12 protein-coding genes and 1 pseudogene are annotated in these 19,943 nt (G+C 71.9%); 11 read left to right on the top strand and 2 right to left on the bottom strand.

All coding sequences use genetic code 11. The features are described 5' to 3' along the window. Positions 1-60 precede the first annotated feature (60 nt). Positions 61-714, top strand: a complete 654-nt coding sequence (locus ACGF5O_RS32740; protein ID WP_393813514.1) for a hypothetical protein — start codon at positions 61-63, stop codon at positions 712-714. Positions 715-848: 134 nt separating this feature from the next. Continuing rightward, on the top strand, positions 849-2,063 hold the full coding sequence (locus ACGF5O_RS32735) for an RNA-guided endonuclease InsQ/TnpB family protein (RefSeq protein WP_393813513.1): 1,215 nt from the start codon (positions 849-851) through the stop codon (positions 2,061-2,063). Positions 2,064-2,122: 59 nt separating this feature from the next. Here ACGF5O_RS32735 and ACGF5O_RS32730 read toward each other — a convergent pair. Continuing rightward, positions 2,123-2,674: pseudogene (locus ACGF5O_RS32730) on the bottom strand (ABC transporter ATP-binding protein); the annotation flags it as partial. A 192-nt stretch (positions 2,675-2,866) separates the two neighbouring features. On the opposite strand from ACGF5O_RS32730, the gene ACGF5O_RS32725 reads away from it, so the two are divergent. From ACGF5O_RS32725 to ACGF5O_RS32695, 7 genes are all read left to right on the top strand, one after another. Further along, a complete protein-coding gene (locus ACGF5O_RS32725; RefSeq protein WP_393813512.1) occupies positions 2,867-4,759 on the top strand; it encodes an ABC transporter ATP-binding protein in 1,893 nt (630 codons plus the stop codon). After that, on the top strand, positions 4,756-6,624 hold the full coding sequence (locus tag ACGF5O_RS32720; RefSeq protein ID WP_393813511.1) for an ABC transporter ATP-binding protein: 1,869 nt from the start codon (positions 4,756-4,758) through the stop codon (positions 6,622-6,624). Before ACGF5O_RS32725 ends, ACGF5O_RS32720 begins: the two co-directional genes overlap by 4 nt. 23 nt (positions 6,625-6,647) lie before the next feature. Further along, positions 6,648-8,504: an ABC transporter transmembrane domain-containing protein gene (locus tag ACGF5O_RS32715; protein ID WP_393813510.1), complete on the top strand. Its 1,857-nt coding sequence runs from the start codon at positions 6,648-6,650 to the stop codon at positions 8,502-8,504. Beyond that, positions 8,501-10,243, top strand: a complete 1,743-nt coding sequence (locus ACGF5O_RS32710) for an ABC transporter ATP-binding protein (protein ID WP_393813509.1) — start codon at positions 8,501-8,503, stop codon at positions 10,241-10,243. Before ACGF5O_RS32715 ends, ACGF5O_RS32710 begins: the two co-directional genes overlap by 4 nt. Before the next feature lie 333 nt (positions 10,244-10,576). Further along, the gene (locus tag ACGF5O_RS32705) at positions 10,577-12,622 is read left to right on the top strand and encodes a M4 family metallopeptidase (RefSeq protein ID WP_393813508.1); all 2,046 of its coding nucleotides are present in this window, start codon (positions 10,577-10,579) and stop codon (positions 12,620-12,622) included. A 250-nt stretch (positions 12,623-12,872) separates the two neighbouring features. Beyond that, a complete protein-coding gene (locus ACGF5O_RS32700) occupies positions 12,873-14,519 on the top strand; it encodes a M4 family metallopeptidase (RefSeq protein ID WP_393813507.1) in 1,647 nt (548 codons plus the stop codon). Between the two features lie 71 nt (positions 14,520-14,590). Beyond that, the gene (locus tag ACGF5O_RS32695) at positions 14,591-15,106 is read left to right on the top strand and encodes a DUF1990 family protein (protein ID WP_393813506.1); all 516 of its coding nucleotides are present in this window, start codon (positions 14,591-14,593) and stop codon (positions 15,104-15,106) included. 90 nt (positions 15,107-15,196) lie between these two features. On the opposite strand, the gene glgP is transcribed toward ACGF5O_RS32695, so the two are convergent. Continuing rightward, on the bottom strand, positions 15,197-17,821 hold the full coding sequence (glgP, locus tag ACGF5O_RS32690; RefSeq protein WP_393813806.1) for an alpha-glucan family phosphorylase: 2,625 nt from the start codon (positions 17,819-17,821) through the stop codon (positions 15,197-15,199). Positions 17,822-18,029: 208 nt separating this feature from the next. On the opposite strand from glgP, the gene ACGF5O_RS32685 reads away from it, so the two are divergent. After that, on the top strand, positions 18,030-19,316 hold the full coding sequence (locus ACGF5O_RS32685) for a S8 family peptidase (RefSeq protein ID WP_393813505.1): 1,287 nt from the start codon (positions 18,030-18,032) through the stop codon (positions 19,314-19,316). Between the two features lie 254 nt (positions 19,317-19,570). Next, positions 19,571-19,943 (top strand): maltotransferase domain-containing protein (locus tag ACGF5O_RS32680; RefSeq protein ID WP_393813504.1); only part of this gene is annotated, 373 nt, incomplete at its 3' end.

The raw sequence follows: 19,943 nt of genomic DNA, 5'->3' as shown, positions 1-19,943 counted from the left end.
GCAAGCGCATCCGCCTGCTGACGACGCGTTCCTGGACCTCACGAAGGAGGCGGACGCAGCATGAACACCGCCGTCCTGCGCACCGAGTTCCGGCTGTTCGGCCGCGAACCAGGCGCCGTCTTCTGGGTCTTCCTCTTCCCGACCCTGCTGCTCGTGATCCTCGGCTCGATCCCCTCGTTCCGGGGAGCCGACAAGTCCCTGAGCGGGCTGCGCCCGGTCGACGCGTACGTGCCCGTCGCCGTCCTTGCGCCCGACCGAGGCGAGGGCGGGGAGGGCGGCGAGGGCGTGGTCGTCCAGGGGGCGGACGGGGTGAAGCTGATGACGGTGGCCCCGGCACTGCGGCGGATCAGCCCGGCCGGGGTGTCCAGGGCGGCCACCCGGCCCTTGTCGATCACCGCGATCCGGTCGCAGTGCCGCTGCGCCTCCTCCATCCCTTGTTCTTCGCAGGGAATCCCCGGCCTTCAGGCCGGGCGGGAATGTGCTCCTCGGCCCGGAGGCGTGGAGCGCCGGAGCTCTCTGCGTCTGCGTGGTTACGGTCAGACCGGACGACGGGGGGTGCGGCCTCCGGCGGGTCGTGCATACGCGGATGGCGGTGTGACCGCCTCCGCCGTCGGACTCGCGCCGTTCCGCGTCGAGGCTCTCGCATTCGTCCTGCTTGAGGGCCTCGCGACGCGTCGGCACCTCGTCGTTGAAGGGCTTCGCGTCCATGCCTGACGGTAAGTACCGGGTGAGCATTGAGGCTAAAGATGAAAGGCGCATGTCATTCAATATCACTAATTAATTCCCTGTGCTGGATTGTGCGTCACGCATCTACGATCAGGGGAATTCGACCGGAGGGGGTGGGCTGGATGATCCGTGCGTACAAGTTCCTCCTGCGGCCCACCGTCCGCCAGGAGCAGGCGCTGACCGGAATGCTGCGGGATCACTGCTCCCTCTACAACGGGGCGTTGCAGGAACGCCGCGACGCCTGGCGGCACGTCTCGAAGACCACCGTCAGGTACGGCGGCCAGTCCGCGCAGCTCAAGGACATCCGGGCGTTCGACCCGGAACGCCAGGGCCGCTGGTCCTTCAGCTCGCAGCAGGCCACCTTGCGCCGACTCGACAAGGCGTTCGCCGCGTTCTTCCGCCGGGTCAAGTCCGGAGATGCCCCGGGCTACCCGCGCTTTCGCGGGGTGAACTGGTTCGACACGGTGGACTTCCCCAAGGACGGGGACGGCTGCCGCTGGGACTCCACCCCGCACGACCCCGCAACCCGCGTCCGCTTCCAGGGCGTCGGCCACGTCCGGGTCAACCAGCACCGCCCGGTGGCCGGCCACGTCAGGACCGTGTCGGTCAAGCGCGAGGGCCGAAAGTGGTTCGTCGTGCTGACCGCCGAACAGGACCGGCCCGAACCGCTGCCCGCGACCGGCTCCGTGGTCGGCATCGATCTGGGCATCGCGAACTTCCTCGCCGACTCGAACGGCGATTTCGTGCCCAGCCCGCGCCACGGCCGCCGTGCGGCCGCGAAACTGGAGGCGGCGCAGCAGGCCCTGTCCCGCTTCCCGCGCCGCAAGGCCCAAGACCGCACCGCCAACCACCAGCGCGCGGTGGAGAAGGTCGCCCAGCTCCATGGCAAGGTGCGGCGTCAGCGGCTCGACCACGCGCACGAGACCGCCCTCGACCTGGTGCGTGCGCACGAATTCATCGCACACGAAGACCTCAAGATCCGCAACATGAGCAAGGCCCCCGCGCCCAGGCCCGACCCCGGTCAGGCAGGCTTGTTCCTGCCCAACGGGGCCGCCGCGAAGGCCGGGCTCAACAAGTCGATCAGCGATGCTGGATGGGGGGTGTTCCTGACGATCCTGCACGCCAAGGCTGAGAGCGCCGGACGGGAAGTGATCGCCGTGGACCCCCGCAACACCTCCCGCACCTGCCCCGAATGCGCGCACACCGCGAAGGAGAACCGGCCCACACAGGAAAAGTTCCACTGCCTCGCCTGCGGCCACACCGCGCACGCTGACACAGTCGGAGCCACCAACGTATTACGGGCCGGGCTGGTCCGTCGCAACGCCAACCCGGCATAGCGAGAAGCCCCCGGCTTCAGCCGGGGAAGGAGTCACGAAGTGGGTGACGAGGAGGACGGGAGGACGGTGACCTCGCGGTCCCAGACGTCCTCGATCAGCTCCCAGGTGTCCCGCCGGGCCCGCGGGTCGAGCCCGGTGGTCAGTTCGTCGAGGACGACGATCCTCGGGTTCCCGATCAACGCCTGTGCGATGAAGAGGCGTTGCTTCTGCCCGCCCGACAGCTTGCCGAACCGGGTGGCGAGTTTGCCGGTGAGTCCGAGGCGCTCGGCGAGCGGGGCCCAGTCGAGCGGGCTCGGATAGAAGGAGGCGTACAGCTCAAGGGCCTCGCGGACGGTGAGCTTCGGCTGGAGCTCGCTCTCTCGGAGCTGGGCGCCGAGGACGCGGGCGACCTGCTCGTGGTCGGCGACGGGGTCGAGGCCGGTGACCCAGACCCGTCCCGCGTCGGGCACCCGCAGCCCCTCCACGCAGTCCACGGTGGTGGTCTTGCCTGCCCCGTTCGGTCCGAGGATCCCGAAGATCTCGCCCTCCTCGACGGCGAGACTCACCCCGTCCACGACGGTCCGGCCGCCGTAGGACTTCCGCAGGTCTGTCACTTCGATGACGGTTGGCATGTTCCGAGGGTCCCGTCCGCCCCGGGTCCGCCACATCGGCCACCCCGCCGGAACCGGCATCAACCGATCGGCTGATGCCGCGGATCCACCTGTACGGCCCCTCGAACGTCCAGGTCGTAGGACCAGCGGCCGATTCCGGTCCGGCCAAAACTCGGTGGGCGTTGTCAGTGGCGATCCGTAGGCTCGCCACTGATGCCTCCGACACGTGCAACCACCAAGGACCGGTCCGCCGTCCGCGCCCTGCTGCGCCTGTGGCCGTACGTACGGCCGGTGCGGGTGCGGCTGTCCGTCGCCGCGTGCGTCGCGGTCGTCGCCTCCTGTACGGGGCTCGTGATCCCCCTCGTCCTCAAGTGGATGGTGGACGGCCCGGTGGCCGACCGCGACCCGGCCGGGGTGTGGCTCGGCGCGCTGTACCTGCTGCTGCTCGGCATCGCGGAAGCGCTGCTCTTCGGGCTGCGCCGCTGGCTGGTCGCCAGACCCCTCTCGCGGGTCGAGGCGGGGATGCGGGCGGACCTGTACGGCCATCTTCAGCGCCTGCCGGTCGCCTTCCACGACCGCTGGGCCTCGGGGCAGCTGCTCTCCCGGGCCACCACCGACCTGATGCTGCTCCGCATGTTCCTCGCCTTCCCGCTGACCTTCCTGCTGGTGAACGGGGTGACGATCCTCGTCGGCGTGCTGATCATGCTGGCGCAGGACTGGACGCTGGGCCTGGTCGTCCTCGGGCCCACGATCCCGGTGATCTGGACGTGCGTGATCTTCGAGAACCGGTACGCGGAGGTGGCGCGGCTCGCCCAGGACCAGGTGGGCGACCTGACGACGGTGGTCGAGGAGAGCGTGCTCGGCATCCGCATCATCAAGGGCTTCGGCCGCCACCGCAGTCAGGCGCACGCGTTCCGTGAACTGGTGCGGACCCTGCGGGGCACGGAGCTGCGCAAGGCGCGGCTGCTGGCGATGATCTGGGGCGTCATCGTCACGCTGCCGGAGGTGGCGATCGGGGCGGCGCTGCTGTGGGGTTCGATCCAGGTCGCGGAGGGCGAGCTGAGCGCGGGGACGCTGGTGGCGTTCCTGTCGACGGCGCTGGCGCTGCGGTGGCCGGTGGAGTCGATCGGCTTCCTCCTGGCGATGAGCCAGGAGGCGGCGACGGCGACGGAGCGGTACTTCGAGGTGCGGGACGCGTTGCGGGAGGACGCCGGTCCGTTGTCGGGTGCGGGTGCGTGGGGGCCGAGCGCGCAGTTCCCCGCGCCCCTTACAGGGCGCCTCAGCGCAGCGCCCCAAAGGGGCGCGGGGAACTGCGCGACAAGCCACGACGGCGCCACGCCCGACAGCGGACCGGCCCCCGGACCCGATGGCATCCGCTTCGAGAACGTGCAGTTCCGCTACCCCGACGCCGCCCCCGACTCCGCCCCGACACTCGACTTCGTCGACCTGCACATCCGCCCCGGCGAGTCCATGGCCCTCGTCGGCGCCACCGGCAGCGGCAAGACCACCCTCACCGCCCTCGTGCCCCGCCTGCACGAGACCACTTCCGGGCGGATCACGCTCGACGGCCGGGACATCACCGCCATGCCCCGCGAGGAACTCCGCTCCCTCGTCGCCGTCGCCTTCGAGGAACCCACCCTCTTCTCCGCCTCCGTCGGCGAGAACGTGCTCATGGGAGCCGAGGACGGCGCCGGCGAACCCGAGCTGACCCGGGCCCTCGCCGTCGCGCAGGCCGACTTCGCGCACGCCCTCCCGCAGGGCACCGCGACCCAGGTCGGCGAGCAGGGCCTCAGCCTCTCCGGCGGCCAGCGGCAACGCCTCGCGCTCGCGCGGGCGGTCGTCGGCCGGCCCCGCTTCCTCGTGCTCGACGACCCGCTGTCCGCGCTGGACGTGCACACGGAGGCCGCCGTGGAGGCGGCGCTGCGCGACGTACTCGCCGACACCACCGCGCTGATCGTCGCCCACCGCCCCTCCACCGTGCTGCTCGCCGACCGGGTCGCGCTGCTCTCCGGCGGCCGGGTCACCGCCGTCGGCACCCACCACGAACTGCTGCGCACGAACGCCGAGTACGCCCACCTGATGTCCGGGGAGGATCACCGCCGATGACCGCAGCCACCTCCCTCCCCGCCCCCGACGAGGACGACGAACTCCCCAGGCCCGAGCCCACCGGCGACGCGGGCGGCGACCCGTTCGACCGGGACGTCCTGCCCACCCCGCCCGGCGCCACGGCCACCCTGCTGCGCTCGCTCCTCGCCCCCATGAAGGCGCGGGTCGCCGTCACCACGCTCCTCCTGCTGCTCCAGCAGGCGGCGGTGCAGGCGGGCCCGCTGCTGGTGGCGTACGCAATCGACACGGCCGTACCGGCCTTCCGCCGCCACGACCACGGCCCGCTGTTCGCGGTCGCGGCCGGGTACGGCCTGAGCGCCGTGGTCTCCGGCGGCCTCCAGTACGCGTTCGTCAAGGCCTCCGCCCGCGTGAACCAGGACGTGCTGCTGGACCTGCGCGGGCGTATCTTCCGCCACGCGCAGGCGCTGAGCGTCGACTTCCACGAGCGCTACACGTCGGGCCGGCTCATCTCCCGCTCCACCACGGACGTCGAGTCGCTGCGCGAGCTGCTGGCCGAGGGCCTCCAGGAGCTGGTCACGGTCATCCTCTCCTTCCTCTACATCTCGGCGATGCTGCTCTGGCTGGACCTGGGCCTCGGCGCGGTCGCGGTGGTCAGCTTCGTCCCGCTGTACCTGCTCGTGCGGCTGTACCAGCGGCGCGCGGTGCGGGTGTACAAGGCGCGGTCCACGGCGATCGCGTCGGTGATCGTGAAGTTCGTGGAGACGATGAACGGCATCCGCCCGGTGCGCGCGTTCCGCCGGGAGGCCGCCAACGACGCCGAGTTCGCCGTGCTGAACCGCCGCCACGAGCGGACGAACGGCGACGCGCTGCTGGAGATGGCGCGGTACGTGGTCGGCTCCCGGCTGGTCGCCAACACCTCGGTCGCGGTGATCGTGCTGTGGGGCGCCTCCCGGGTGGCGTCCGGCTCGCTGGAGCTGGGCGTCCTGGCCGCGGCCGTGCTCTACCTGCGGCGGCTGTACGACCCGATCGACCGCCTCGGCATGTTCCTCAACTCCTACCAGTCGGCCGCGGCCTCGCTGGAGAAGATCGCGGGCCTGCTGGCCCAGACCCCGTCCGTCCCGGAGCCCTCGGTCCCGAAGGAGCTGCCCCCCTCGGCGGCGGAACTGCCGGGCCGGGAGGTCGTCTTCGACGGTGTCCGTTTCGCCTACCGCACCGGCGGCGAGGTGCTGCCGGTCTTCGACCTCACCCTCCCGGCCGGGCAGACGGTCGCGGTCGTCGGCTCCACCGGCGCCGGCAAGTCGACGCTCGCCAAGCTGCTGGCCCGCTTCTACGACCCCTCCGACGGCCGGGTCCTCCTGGACGGCGTGGACCTGCGCGAGCTGACCGTGCGCGAACTCCGCCGCGGGGTGGTGATGGTCACCCAGGAGTCGTTCCTGTTCTCCGGCACGGTCGCCGAGAACATCGCCATCGGCCGCCCGGACGCCACCCGGGAGGAGATCGAGCAGGCCGCCAAGGCGATCGGCGCCCACGAGTTCATCGCCGCGCTGCCCGACGGGTACGACACGGACGTCCGCAAGCGCGGCGGGCGCATCTCGGCCGGGCAGCGCCAACTGGTCGCGTTCGCCCGGGCCCTGCTCGCCGACCCGGCGGTGCTGATCCTCGACGAGGCGACCAGCTCGCTGGACATCCCCGGGGAACGGGCCGTGCAGCGCGCGATGTCGACGGTCCTCAAGGGCCGTACCGCGGTGGTGATCGCGCACCGGCTGTCCACCGTGGAGATCGCCGACCGGGTACTGGTGATGGAGCACGGCCGCATCGTCGAGGACGGCCGCCCGGCCGAACTCATCGCGGGCACGGGCAGGTTCGCGGATCTGCACCGGGCGTGGCGGGACAGTCTGGCGTAACGGACGGATCGGGGGAGCGCAGGGTGATCGACGCGTACGAGGATCCGGGCACGCCCGACAGGCGTGGCGGGTGGTCCTACCTGTGGTGGCTGGTGGCCTGCCAGCCGGGCCGCTCGCTCGCCGGGGCGCTGCTGGCCAGTGTCTGGCTGACGCTGATGGCCGCGACGCCGTACATGATGTCCCGGGCCGTGGACGACGGCCTGGTGCCGGGCCGCATGGCGGTGCTCGCCGGGTGGACGGCGGCGATCTTCGTGCTCGGGGCGGTCAACTCCTGGATCAGCATCATGCGCCACCGCACGATGACCCGGGTGCGGATGGACGCCTACTTCCGCACGGTCAAGGTGCTCGTCGGGCAGACGGTACGGCTCGGCGCCGAGCTGTCGCGCCGGTCCGACGCCGGGGAGGTCGTCACGATCGGCGTGGGCGACGTGCACACCATCGCCCAGGCGCTGACCGTCGTCGGGCCCGGGGTGGGCGCGGTCGTCGTGTACGGGGTGGTGGCCGGTCTGCTGCTGACGATCTCGCCCCTGCTGACCGGCGTGGTGCTGCTCGGGGTGCCGGTGGTGGCCCTGCTCGCGGGGCCGCTGGCCCGGCGGCTGCAGGCCAGGGAGACCGAGTACCGGGAGCGCCAGCGCGTCCTCACGGCCCGGATCGGCGACCTCGCGGGCGGCCTGCGCGTCCTCAACGGCCTCGGTGGCAAGGGCCTGTTCGCGGACGCCTTCCGCCGCGACTCCGGGCACCTGCGCGCCCAGGGCTACCGGGTGGGCGCGGTCGCCAGCTGGGTCCAGGCGCTGGGCATGGGCCTGCCGACGGTGTTCCTGGCGGTGGTGACCTGGATCGCCGCCCGGATGGCCGCCCGCGGCGACATCACGGTGGGCCAGCTGGTGTCGGTGTACGGCTATGTCGCGGTCCTGGTGGGCCCGGTGGCCTTCTTCCTCGACATGGGCTACCAGCTGAGCCGGGGCGTGGTGGCCGCCCGCAGGGTCGTACGCCTCCTGCGCCACGAGCCGCAGCCGGACGAGGGCACCGAGCGGCCCCCGGCCGGCCCCGCCGTCCTGCACGACCCGGAGTCGGGCGTACGGGTCTGCCCCGGCCGCCTGACGGCCCTGGTGAGCGCGACGGAATCCACCGCGGTGATCGACCGCCTGGGCCGCTACACCCCCTCGGACGCGACCTGGGGAGGCGTACGTCTCGACGCCGTATCTCTGACAGAGGTGCGGTCCCGCATCCTGGTCGCCGACAACGATGCCGACCTGTTCGCGGGCACTCTGCGCGACGCCGTAAGCGCAGGCGGAACGCGCCCTTCCAGGGGCACGGGGATGGTTCCGGCTTGCGGCTGTCACAACGCGCCCCAAAGGGGCGCGGGGCTGTATCCGATCTGCGGCTGCCGCCGCGTGGGCGCGGCCAGCCACGACGGCGCCGCACCCGCCACCGCACATCGCGAGGCACCCCCTGACGCGAAAACCGCCCACGCCCTGCACGCCGCCGCGGCGAACGACATCGTCCAGGGCCTCCCCGCCGGCCTCGACTCCGAACTCACCGCCCAGGCCCGCAACCTCTCCGGCGGCCAACGCCAACGCATCCGGCTCGTACGGGCGTTGCTGACCGACCCCGAGGTCCTCCTCGCCGTGGAACCCACCTCCGCCCTCGACGCCCACACCGAGTCCCTCGTGGCGGAACGCCTCCGCACCGCCCGCGCCGGCCGCACCACCCTCCTCACCACCACCTCCCCGCTGCTGCTGGCCCACGCCGACGAGGTGGTCTTCCTGGTCGACGGCAAGGTCGCCGCGACCGGCACGCACGAGGGCCTCCTGGACCACGCACCCGGCTACCGGGCCCTGGTGGCCCGGGACACGGAGGACGAGGAGTTCGCAAGGTGACGACGGGTCAACTCCCGGTCGCCTCACGCGCCGAGGTGCGCCGGGCCACCCTCCGCCTGGTACGGGCGGAGCGCGGGCCGTTCGCCGGCGCGCTGCTGCTGAACGCGGCGGCGGCCGGCGCCGGCCTCGTCGGCCCCTGGCTGGTGGGCCGGATCGTGGACGAGGTACGGGCCGGCCGCGGGGTCGGCGCCGTGGACCACCTCGCCCGGTGGATCCTGCTCTGCTCCCTCGCCCAGCTGCTGCTGGCCCGCTCCGCCCGCTACCTCGGCCACCGCTTCGGCGAGCGGACGCTGGCCCGCGTCCGCGAGGAGTTCGTGGACCGGGCGCTGGCGCTGCCCGCGTCGGTGGTGGAGCGGGCCGGCACCGGCGACCTGACCGCGCGCGGCACGGGCGACGTGAGCACCGTCGGCACCACCCTGCGGGACGCCGGTCCCGAGCTGCTGGTCAACTCGGTGCAGGCGGTGTTCGTGATGGGCGCGGTGTTCGTCCTCGACCCGGCGCTGGCCGCGTTCGGGGTGCTCGGGCTGACGCCGGTGTGGTTCGCGCTGCGCTGGTACCTGCGCCGGGCCCGGGACGGCTATCTCGCCGAGGGCGCTGCCACCTCCGGGGTCGCGGAGATCGTCACGGCCACGGTGACCGGCGCCCGTACGGTGGAGGCGTTCCGGCTCCGGGAGCAGCGGATCACCGCGAGCCGGGACGCGCTGGAGACCAACCGGAAGGCCCGGTTCTACACCCTGTGGCTGCGGACCGTGTTCTTCCCGGCGGTCGAGGTGTCGTACACGGTGCCGGTGGCCGGGGTGCTGCTGGTCGGCGGGCTGCTGCACGTGGGCGTCGGCGTGGTGGTGTCCGCGGCGCTGTATCTGCGGCAGTTCACCGAGCCGCTGGACCAGATCCTGATCCGGATGGAGCAACTCCAGTCCAGCAGTGCCTCGTTCGCCCGGGTGGAGGGGCTGGCAGGGGCCCCGCGGGCGGTGGCGGACGGCGCCGCGCCGGCTCCCGCGGACGACCGGATCGACGTGCGCGGGGTGCGGTACGCCTACGAGCGCGGCGGCGAGGTGCTGCGCGGGGTGGACCTGACGGTGCGGCCCGGGGAGCGGCTCGCGGTGGTGGGTCCTTCCGGTGCCGGGAAGACGACGCTGAGCCGGCTGCTGGCGGGCGTCGACGCGCCCGGGTCGGGCACGGTGACCGTGGGCGGGGTGCCGATCGCCGGGCTGGAACCGGAGCGGCTGCGGCGCCAGGTCGTCCTGGTCACCCAGGAGCACCACGTCTTCCTCGGCACGGTCCGGGACAACCTGCTGATCGCCGAACCGGCCGCGACCGACGCCGACCTGTGGGCGGCGCTGACCGCCGTCGGCGCCGACGACTGGGTGCGCGGTCTGCCCGAGGGCCTCGACACCCCGCTCGGTGCGGGCGGCACGGCCGCCGACGGCTCCCGGGCCCAGCAACTCGCGCTGGCCCGGGTGGTGCTGGCCGACCCGCACACGCTGATCCTGGACGAGGCGACCGCGCTGCTGGACCCGGCGACCGCCCGGCACACCGAGCGCGCCCTGGCCGCCGTGCTCGAAGGCCGCACGGTCATCGCCATCGCCCACCGGCTGCACACCGCGCACGACGCCGACCGGGTGGCCGTGATGGAGGGCGGCCTCCTCACCGAACTGGGCACGCACGAGGAACTGGTGGCGGCGGGCGGGGCGTACGCGGCGCTGTGGGCGACCTGGCACGGCGACAAGGCACCCTGAGCCACAGCCGCACAGCCACCGTCTCCTTGATGCCCTGGACGGCCTGGGGGCCTTGACGACCCCTCAACAATCCGCATACCGAACATGAACATCCGGTCAACGGACGATTTCCGGCCAAGTTTCTGACGCGGTCCTGACAGGTGGCGTTTTCTGCTGCCACTCTTCCCACGGCCGACTCACAGCAACCCCACAGATTCACTCCGTCGCTGCTGCCGGGTCCGGCTCTGCATGCGCACATGGTTCCGCGTTACGCCCAGTTCTGCCCGGCCGGCCCACCCGCCGTCCGGATCTCCCCTGGCCGTGCGACCCGCGGCCACGCAGAAGGAGTCAGTGTTGAGTAGCAGTTCCTCTCGCAGACGCACCCCCCACAGCACGTACCGCCGCACCGCGGCCGTCGCCCTCGCCGGTGTCGGCGCCCTGATCGCCGCCGCCGTCCAGTCGGGCGCCGCCAGCGCCGCCCCGGCCGCCCCGCAGCTCGGCAGGGCCAACCCGGCCCACGCGGCGGTCAAGCTCTCCCCCTCGCAGCGCGCCGAACTGCTCCGCGACGCGAGTGGTGAGCGGGCCGCCACCGCCAAGGCGATAGGCCTCGGCACCCAGGAGAAGCTGGTCGTCAAGGACGTCGTCAAGGACGCCGACGGCACCCTGCACACGCGCTACGAGCGCACCTACGCGGGCCTGCCCGTCCTCGGCGGCGACCTGATCGTCGACACCGCCAAGTCGGGCGCCACCGAACGGGTCGTGAAGGCGAACAACGCCACGCTGAAGGTCACCGACCTGACCCCGGCCCGGAGTGCGGCCAGCGCCGAGAAGACGGCCCTGTCCGCCGCGAAGACGCTGGGCTCGACCAAGTCGGCCGCGGACGGCGCCCGCAAGGTGATCTGGGCCGGCTCCGGCACCCCCGTCCTCGCCTACGAGACCATCGTCGGCGGCTTCCAGGACGACGGCACCCCGAACCAGCTGCACGTCATCACCGACGCCGCCACCGGCAAGAAGCTCTTCCAGTACCAGGGCATCGAGAACGTCACCGGCACCGGCAACACCCAGTACAGCGGGACGGTGTCGCTGTCGACGACCCAGTCGGGCTCGACGTACAACCTGACCGACGGCGACCGCGGCGGCCACAAGACGTACAACCTGAACCACGGCACCTCGGGCACCGGCACGCTGTTCTCGCAGTCGAGCAACACCTGGGGCAACGGCACCACGTCGAACGCCGCCACCGCGGGCGCCGACGCGCACTACGGGGCCGCCGAGACCTGGGACTTCTACAAGAACACGTTCGGGCGCAGCGGCATCAAGAACAACGGCGTCGGCGCCTACTCCCGCGTCCACTACGGCAACTCGTACGTGAACGCGTTCTGGGACGACGGCTGCTTCTGCATGACCTACGGCGACGGCTCCGGCAACGCGGACCCGCTGACCGCCCTCGACGTGGCCGGCCACGAGATGAGCCACGGCGTCACGTCGAACACGGCCGGTCTCAACTACTCCGGCGAGTCCGGCGGGTTGAACGAGGCGACCTCGGACATCTTCGGTACCGGCGTGGAGTTCTACGCGGCCAACTCCTCCGACGTCGGCGACTACCTCATCGGCGAGAAGATCGACATCAACGGCGACGGCACCCCGCTGCGCTACATGGACAAGCCGAGCAAGGACGGCGGTTCGGCGGACTACTGGTCCTCGTCGGTCGGCGGCCTGGACGTGCACTACTCGTCCGGCGTCGCGAACCACTTCTTCTACCTGCTGAGCGAGGGCAGCGGCGCCAAGGTCATCAACGGCGTCAGCTACAACTCGCCCACCAAGGACGGCCTTCCGGTCACCGGCATCGGCCGCGACAAGGCGCTGCAGATCTGGTACCGCGCGCTCACCACCAAGTTCACCTCGACCACCAACTACGCGGCGGCCCGCACCGGCACCCTCGCGGCGGCGGGTGAGCTGTACGGCACCACCAGCACCGAGTACAAGGCGGTGCAGGACGCCTGGGCGGCCGTGGCGGTCGGCTCGCGCTCCGGCGGCGGTGGCGGCACGGGCACCTCGTACGAGAGCACCACGGCCGTGTCGATTCCGGACAACGGGCCCGCGGTCACCTCGTCGATCACGGTCTCCGGCCGGACCGGCAACGCGCCGAGCAACTTGCAGGTAACGCCGAATATCAGCCACACGTGGCGCGGCGATCTGGTGGTCGACCTCGTCGGTCCGTCCGGAACGTCGTACCGCCTGAAGAACTTCAGCTCCTCCGACTCGGCGGACAACGTGACGGACACCTACACGGTGAACGCCTCGTCGGAATCGGCCAATGGCACCTGGAAACTGAAGGTCCAGGACCAGGCCGCGCAGGACGTCGGCACCATCAACGGGTGGAAGCTGACCTTCCCGTAACCGCTGGCGACAGCCGCGCGCACCGGGCGCCGTCCGCGGGGGACCTCCCCCCGGGCGGCGCCCGATTTACATGGCCGCAACGTTCACCCAACACCTGCTTTTCGGCCAACATCACTTCAGGGTCCTGACATGTACGCGACCTTGATGTCACTCTTCCCTCACCCGTCGCACAGCACAGCAACTTCACAACCCCACAGTCGGGCCGGTAACCCCACTCCGCCCGGACTCCCCACATCCTGAAGGAGCTTGAGTGAGCCCCCTCTACGCGCGTCACAAGCGCACCACGCTCGCCATCGCCACCGCTGTCGCCGCCGGCGCCCTCCTCACCACGGGTCTGACCGCGAACGCCTCGGCCGTCGACAAGAAGCCGCTGGCCGCCGCCCCCACGCTGCTCTCCAACTCCGCCCGCACCGCCCTGATCCAGAAGGCGGACGCGAACGTCGCCGAGACGGCCCAGCAGATAGGCCTCGGCGCCAAGGAGAAGCTGGTCGTCAAGGACGTCGTGAAGGACGTCGACGGCACGGTCCACACGCGCTACGAGCGCACCTACGCGGGCCTGCCCGTCCTCGGCGGCGACCTCGTCGTGCACACCTCCAAGGCCGGCAAGACGGAGGGTGTGACCAAGGCGAACAAGGCCACCATCAAGGTCGCCTCGCTCAAGCCGCAGATCACCGCCGCCAAGGCCGAGAAGTCCGCGCTCACCGCGGCCAAGACCCTCGGCTCCACCAAGCAGGCAGCGGACGGTGCCCGCAAGGTGATCTGGGCCGGCTCAGGCACCCCCGTCCTCGCCTACGAGACCATCGTCGGCGGCTTCCAGGACGACGGCACCCCGAACCAGCTGCACGTCGTCACCGACGCCGCCACCGGCAAGAAGCTCTTCGAGTACCAGGGCATCGAGAACGCCACGGGCACCGGCAAGAGCCTCTACTCCGGCACCGTCAGCCTCACCACCAACCTGTCGGGCTCGACGTACCAGCTGTACGACACCTCCCGCGGCGGCCACAAGACGTACAACCTGGCCCGTGGCACCTCCGGCACCGGCACGCTGTTCACCGACGCCGACAACACCTGGGGCACCGGCGCGGCCTCCAGCTCCTCCACCGACCAGACCGCCGCCGTGGACGCCGCCTACGGCGCCCAGGAGACCTGGGACTTCTACAAGAACACGTTCGGCCGCAGCGGCATCAAGAACAACGGCGTCGCCGCCTACTCCCGCGTCCACTACAGCAGCGGCTACGTCAACGCCTTCTGGGACGACAGCTGCTTCTGCATGACCTACGGCGACGGCTCCAGCAACACCCACCCGCTGACCTCGCTGGACGTGGCCGGCCACGAGATGAGCCACGGTGTCACCTCCAACACCGCGGGCCTCAACTACAGCGGCGAGTCCGGCGGCCTGAACGAGGCCACCTCCGACATCATGGGCACCGGCGTGGAGTTCTACGCCGGCAACTCCTCCGACGTCGGCGACTACCTCATCGGCGAGAAGATCAACATCAACGGCGACGGCACCCCGCTGCGCTACATGGACCAGCCCAGCAAGGACGGCGCCTCCGCCAACTACTGGTCCTCGTCGGTGAAGAACCTGGACGTGCACTACTCGTCCGGCGTCGCGAACCACTTCTTCTACCTCCTCTCGGAGGGCAGCGGTTCGAAGACCATCAACGGCGTCAGCTACAACTCGCCGACGTACAACAGCTCCACCCTCACCGGCATCGGCCGGGACAAGGCCCTCCAGATCTGGTACAAGGCCCTGACCACGTACTTCACGTCGACCACCAACTACAAGTCGGCCCGCACCGGCACGCTCTCCGCGGCGGCCGCGCTGTACGGCTCCGGCTCCACCGAGTACAACGCGGTGGCGGCGGCCTGGACCGCCGTCAACGTGACCGCGTGACGCGCTAGCGGAACGCCCAGGCGGGCCCCCGGGACGAAGCCGTCCCGGGGGCCCGTCCTACGCTCTCTCCCATGTCCTTCACGTACGAGGCGGTCGGCGCCACCCGCGAGAACCTCGCCGCCTGCCCCCCGGGCTTCCACCCGCTGCACGTGCGCACGCGCATAGGCGAGGGCCAGGAGGTCTTCCACCGGGCCGCCGAAGCGGTCCTCACCTGGGAACTCCACCGCGCCCTCGGCGTGGGCATCGACGCCTCGGCCGACCGCGCGGCCCCCGGCGTCGACGTCACCGTCACCCTGGCCGGCCTCATCAAGGCCCCCTGCCGCGTGGTCTGGACGGCCGAGGAGTCCCGCCGCGCCGGCTGGGCCTACGGCACCCTCGCCGGCCACCCCGAAAGCGGCGAGGAGGCCTTCGTCGTCGACCGCACCGGCGACGGCACGGTCTGGCTCACGGTCGCCGCCTTCAGCAGACCCACCAAGTGGTACGCCCGCGCGGGCGGCGCCGCGACCCGGGGCTTGCAGCAGGCGTATGCCCGTAGGTGCGGGGCGGTGCTGCGGAGGCTGTGCGCGGACGTGGCGCCGGAGTTCTGACGGGTCCGCGCCGGGCGAACCCCGACCGGCCGACGGCCGGAGGTGAGGGCGAGCGGAGACCACCACCCGCCCTCGAAGCCTCCCGGGACCTCAGCGCAGCAGCACCCCGGCCCCCGGCACCGCCCCCTCCGCGGGCACCACCACCAGGCCCAGTTCGGCACCGGAGGCCAGCAGGCGGTGGGTGGGGAGGATGCGGACCGTGTAGCCGTAGGGGCCCGTGCGGTCGAGGGAGAGGGGGCCCTCGTAGGTCCAGTGGCCCTCCAGGTCGGGGCCGGAGATCGGCTTCAGCGGCACCGTGGTCGCGTCCGTGATGCGGTCCTCCGGGTCGACGCGGCCGGAGACGGCCTGGACCTCCACGTCGTCGGGGGCGAGGTCGCCGAGGCGGACGCGGACGCGCAGGGCGAGGGTGGTGCCGAGTTCGGCGGTGGCCGTGGCGGTGGCCGTCTCGACGTGGTCCACCGAGACGCCGTGCCAGGCCGCCCGCACCCTGCTCTTCCAGGCGGACAGTTCACGGGCCGTGTCCGGGGTCATGGACCGGTGGGCGTGGGCCGCCGGGGTGTAGAGGCGCTCCACGTACTCCCGGACCATGCGGCCGGCCAGCACCTTGGGACCGAGGAGGGTGAGGGTCTGGCGGACCATCTCGATCCAGCGGTCCGGCAGACCGCTGCGGCCGCGCTCGTAGAACCGCGGGGTGACCCGCTGTTCGAGGAGGTCGTACAGCGCGGCGGCCTCGATGTCGTCCCGGCGGTCGGGATCGGTGCCGGCGCCGTCCGCCGTCGGGATCGCCCAGCCGAAGTCCGGCTGGAACCATTCGTCCCACCAGCCGTCCAGGACGGAGAGGTTGAGGCCGCCGTTGAGCGCCGCCTTCATCCCGCTCGTCCCGCACGCCTCCAGGGGACGGAGGGGGTTGTTCAGCCAGATGTCGCAGCCGGGCAGGAGCTTCTGCGCCATCGCCATGCCGTAGTCGGGCAGGAAGACGATCCGGTGCCGGACCCGCGGGTCGTCGGTGAACCGGACCAGTTCCTGGACCAGCCGCTTGCCCCCGTCGTCGGCCGGGTGCGCCTTGCCGGCCACCACGATCTGGATCGGGTGGTCCGGGTGGGTCAGGAGGTCCAGCAGCCGGTCGCGGTCGCGCAGCATGAGCGTGAGACGTTTGTACGACGGGACGCGCCGGGCGAACCCGATGGTCAGGACGTCCGGGTCGAGGGCGTTGTCGATCCAGCCCAGCTCCGCCGTGCCCGCGCCGCGCTGCCGCCAGGACGCCCGCAGCCGCTCCCGCACCTCCAGCACCAACTGCTCGCGCAGGCTGCGGCGCAGCTCCCAGATCTCCTGGTCGGCGACGTCGGCGACCGCGTCCCAGCGCTCCGGACCGCCGACGGTCAGCGCCTCCTCGGTACGGCGGTCGCCCAGCCGCCGGGCCCCCAGCCGGACCACCTCCGGGGCCACCCAGGTCGGGGCGTGCACCCCGTTCGTCACCGAGGTGATCGGCACCTCGTCGGGGTCGAACCCCGGCCACAGCCCGGAGAACATCTCCCGGCTGACGTTGCCGTGCAGCAGCGAGACCCCGTTGGCGCGCTGGGCGAGCCGCAGCCCCATCACGGCCATGTTGAACAGGTTGGGCTCGCCGCCGGGGTAGGTCTCCATGCCGAGCCGCAGGATGTGCTCGACCCCGATCCCGGGGAGCTCGGCGTCGGCACCGAAGTGGTGGGCGACCAGCTCGCGGTCGAAGCGGTCGATGCCGGCCGGCACGGGCGTGTGGGTGGTGAAGACGGTTCCGGCCCGGACCGCTTCCAGCGCCGCGTCGAAGTCCAGCCCGGCGGCGACCAGTTCGGCGATCCGCTCCAGGCCGAGGAAGCCGGCGTGCCCCTCGTTGGTGTGGAACACCTCGGGCTCGGGGTGGCCGGTGAGCCGGCAGTACGTCCGTACGGCCCGGACACCCCCTATGCCGAGCAGCATCTCCTGGAGCAGCCGGTGCTCGCTGCCGCCGCCGTAGAGCCGGTCGGTGACGCCGCGTTCGCCGACGTCGTTCTCCTCGACGTCCGAGTCCAGCATCAGCAGCGGCACCCGGCCGACCTGGGCCAGCCAGATGCGGGCCCGCAGCAGTCTGCCGCCCGGCAGCGCGAGGGAGACGTGCGCGGGGGTGCCGTCGGCCTCCTTCAGCAGGGCCACGGGGAGTTCGTTGGGGTCGAGGACGGGATAGTGCTCCTGCTGCCAGCCGTCCCGGGACAGGGTCTGCCGGAAGTAGCCGTGCCGGTAGAGCAGGCCGACACCGATCAGCGGCACGCCGAGGTCGCTGGCCGACTTGAGGTGGTCGCCGGCCAGGATGCCGAGGCCGCCGGAGTACTGGGGCAGGGCGGCCGTGATGCCGAACTCAGGTGAGAAGTAGGCGACGGCGGCCGGGAGATCGGCCGACTGAGGCCGGGTCTGGTACCAGCGGTCGCCGGTCACGTAGTCGCCCAGGTCGTCGGCGACCGCGGTCAGCCGGTGCAGGAAGCGGCGGTCCCCGGCCAGTTCGGCGAGGCGGGCCGGCGGCACACTGCCGAGCAGCCGCACCGGGTCGCCCTCGGAGGCGGCCCAGCGCTCGGGGTCGACGGCCTGGAAGAGGTCACGGGTCTCGGCGTGCCAGCACCAGCGCAGGTTGCGGGCCAGGTCGCTGAGGGGGCGGAGGGGCTCGGGGAGGACGGGACGGACGGTGAACCGGCGGATCGCCTTCACATTCCACTCCACGCGTTCGCGGTGGGAGCCGTACGGCGGTGTGCGGCTCGGCGTCCCTCAGACAGTACCGGTGTCGGGGTGCCGCCGGGGGCTGCCGCCCCCGGACCTCCGCTCCGGCCCGAACGGCCTCGTCCTCGGGTGCCTTCTTGTCGGTTTTCGCCCCGTACGAGACCCTGCCTCCCTGAGCCGAGGAGGGGGACTCGCAGCCATGTCACGGAGGTACAGCCGGCGTCCGCGTCCGGTGGGGGGCTTGATCACGGTCGTCACGGCCGCGGTGCTGTCGACGGCCACCCTGCCCGCGCACGCCGTACCGGAGGGAACCGTCGTCGGCGCCGGCCGGGCCGGTGCGGTCGGCGGGAGTTATCTGGTGACGCTCAAGGAGGGGATCGAGGGGGCGTCGGCGGCCGGGAGGGACGTCGCCGCCCGGTATGGGGCAAAAATCAGCCATACTTACGGCACCGTGCTGAACGGCTACGCCGTCGAAGCAAGCGCTGCACAGGCCGGACGGCTCGCCGCGGACTCACGGGTCGCCTCGGTCGTCCAGGACAGCCGGGTGCGGCTGGCCCGCACACAGACGAGTACGCAGGCGAGCGCACAGACGAGCACGCGGGCGAACACACAGGCGATTACCCGGGCCGACACCCGGAACAGCACCCAGAAGCACCCGCCGTCCTGGGGCCTGGACCGCGTCGACCAGGCAGGGCTCCCGCTGAACGGGTCGTACACCTCGCCGGGGTCGGCGGGCGCGGGCGTCACGGTGTACGTGATCGACACCGGTGTCCGCATCACCCACGCAGACTTCGGCGGACGCGCGAGCTACGGCTGGGACTTCGTGGGGAACGACAGGTCCGCCGGCGACGGCAACGGGCACGGCACCCATGTCGCCGGCATCATCGCCGGCACCAGGTACGGCGTCGCCAAGAAGGCCCGGATCGTCTCCGTGCGGGTTCTGGACGACACCGGGTCGGGCACCACCGCCCAGGTCATCGCCGGTGTCGACTGGGTCACCGCGCACGCCCGCAGGCCGACGGTCGCCAACCTCAGCCTGGGCGGCTACCACAGCGCCCAACTGGACACCGCCGTACGGAACTCGATCAAGGCGGGCGTGACCTACACGGTCGCCGCCGGCAACGACGGCCTCCCGGCGGCCCGTTACTCACCGGCCGACGTGTCGCAGGCCCTCACCGTCGGCGCCACCGACCGCACCGACACCCGCCCGGGCTTCTCCGACTACGGTTCCGCCGTCGACCTGTTCGCCCCGGGCGTGGCGATCACCTCGGACTCGAACGCGAGCGACACCGCGAGGGCGACCTACTCGGGTACGTCGATGGCGGCACCGCACGTCGCGGGCGCCGCCGCCCTCTACCTCGCCGGGCACCCCGGGGCGACCCCCGCCCGGGTCGCCGGCGCCCTGATTGCGGGGGCGGCGAGCGGGAAGGTGTCGAATGCGGGGCGCGGGTCGCCGAACAGGCTCCTGCGGGTGCCGGAGTCGTAAAGCGGTTTCTGGTATGCGATCACGCCACCGGCCCCGTTCGCCGTGAACGGGGCCTGTCTTGTGCGTAGACATACGGCTGAGTAGTTAACAAAGTGCCGGATTGCCCACCCGAATAGGGTGGGAAGGCTCCTCCGGTACACCCCACAGACACAGCACTGACACCAGGCAGCGGTACAACACCAGGTACACCCCGCAGGACCCACCTCCCCACCATCCATCCGCCCACACCCTCGTTGCCGCGGACAGGAGCGGTCATGCCCGCCACGCACCAGCCGTCAGCACCTCCGACCCGGCGCACGTCATCCGCCGCGCCACCCCCCGCGGACGAGGCCACCGCCGTCGGCCGCATACCCGTCCTCGACGTCCGCCCGCTGATCCAGCAGGGGCGCCGGCCCGCCAAGGCGGTCACCGGGGAGTCGTTCGAGGTCACCGCCACCGTCTTCCGCGAGGGCCATGACGCCGTCGCCGCCAACGTCGTCCTGACGGACCCCAAGGGCCGCCCGGGCCCCTGGACCCCGATGCGGGAGCTGGCCCCCGGCACCGACCGCTGGGGCGCCACCGTCACCGTCGACGGGAAACCGGGCCGCTGGACCTACCAGGTCGAGGCATGGGGAGATCCGGTCGCCA

The organism is Streptomyces sp. NPDC048291 (assembly GCF_043201715.1).
GTDB lineage: Bacteria > Actinomycetota > Actinomycetes > Streptomycetales > Streptomycetaceae > Streptomyces.
Note: the sequence above shows the minus strand (reverse complement) of the source record. Positions and strands in the feature narration are given on the sequence as shown.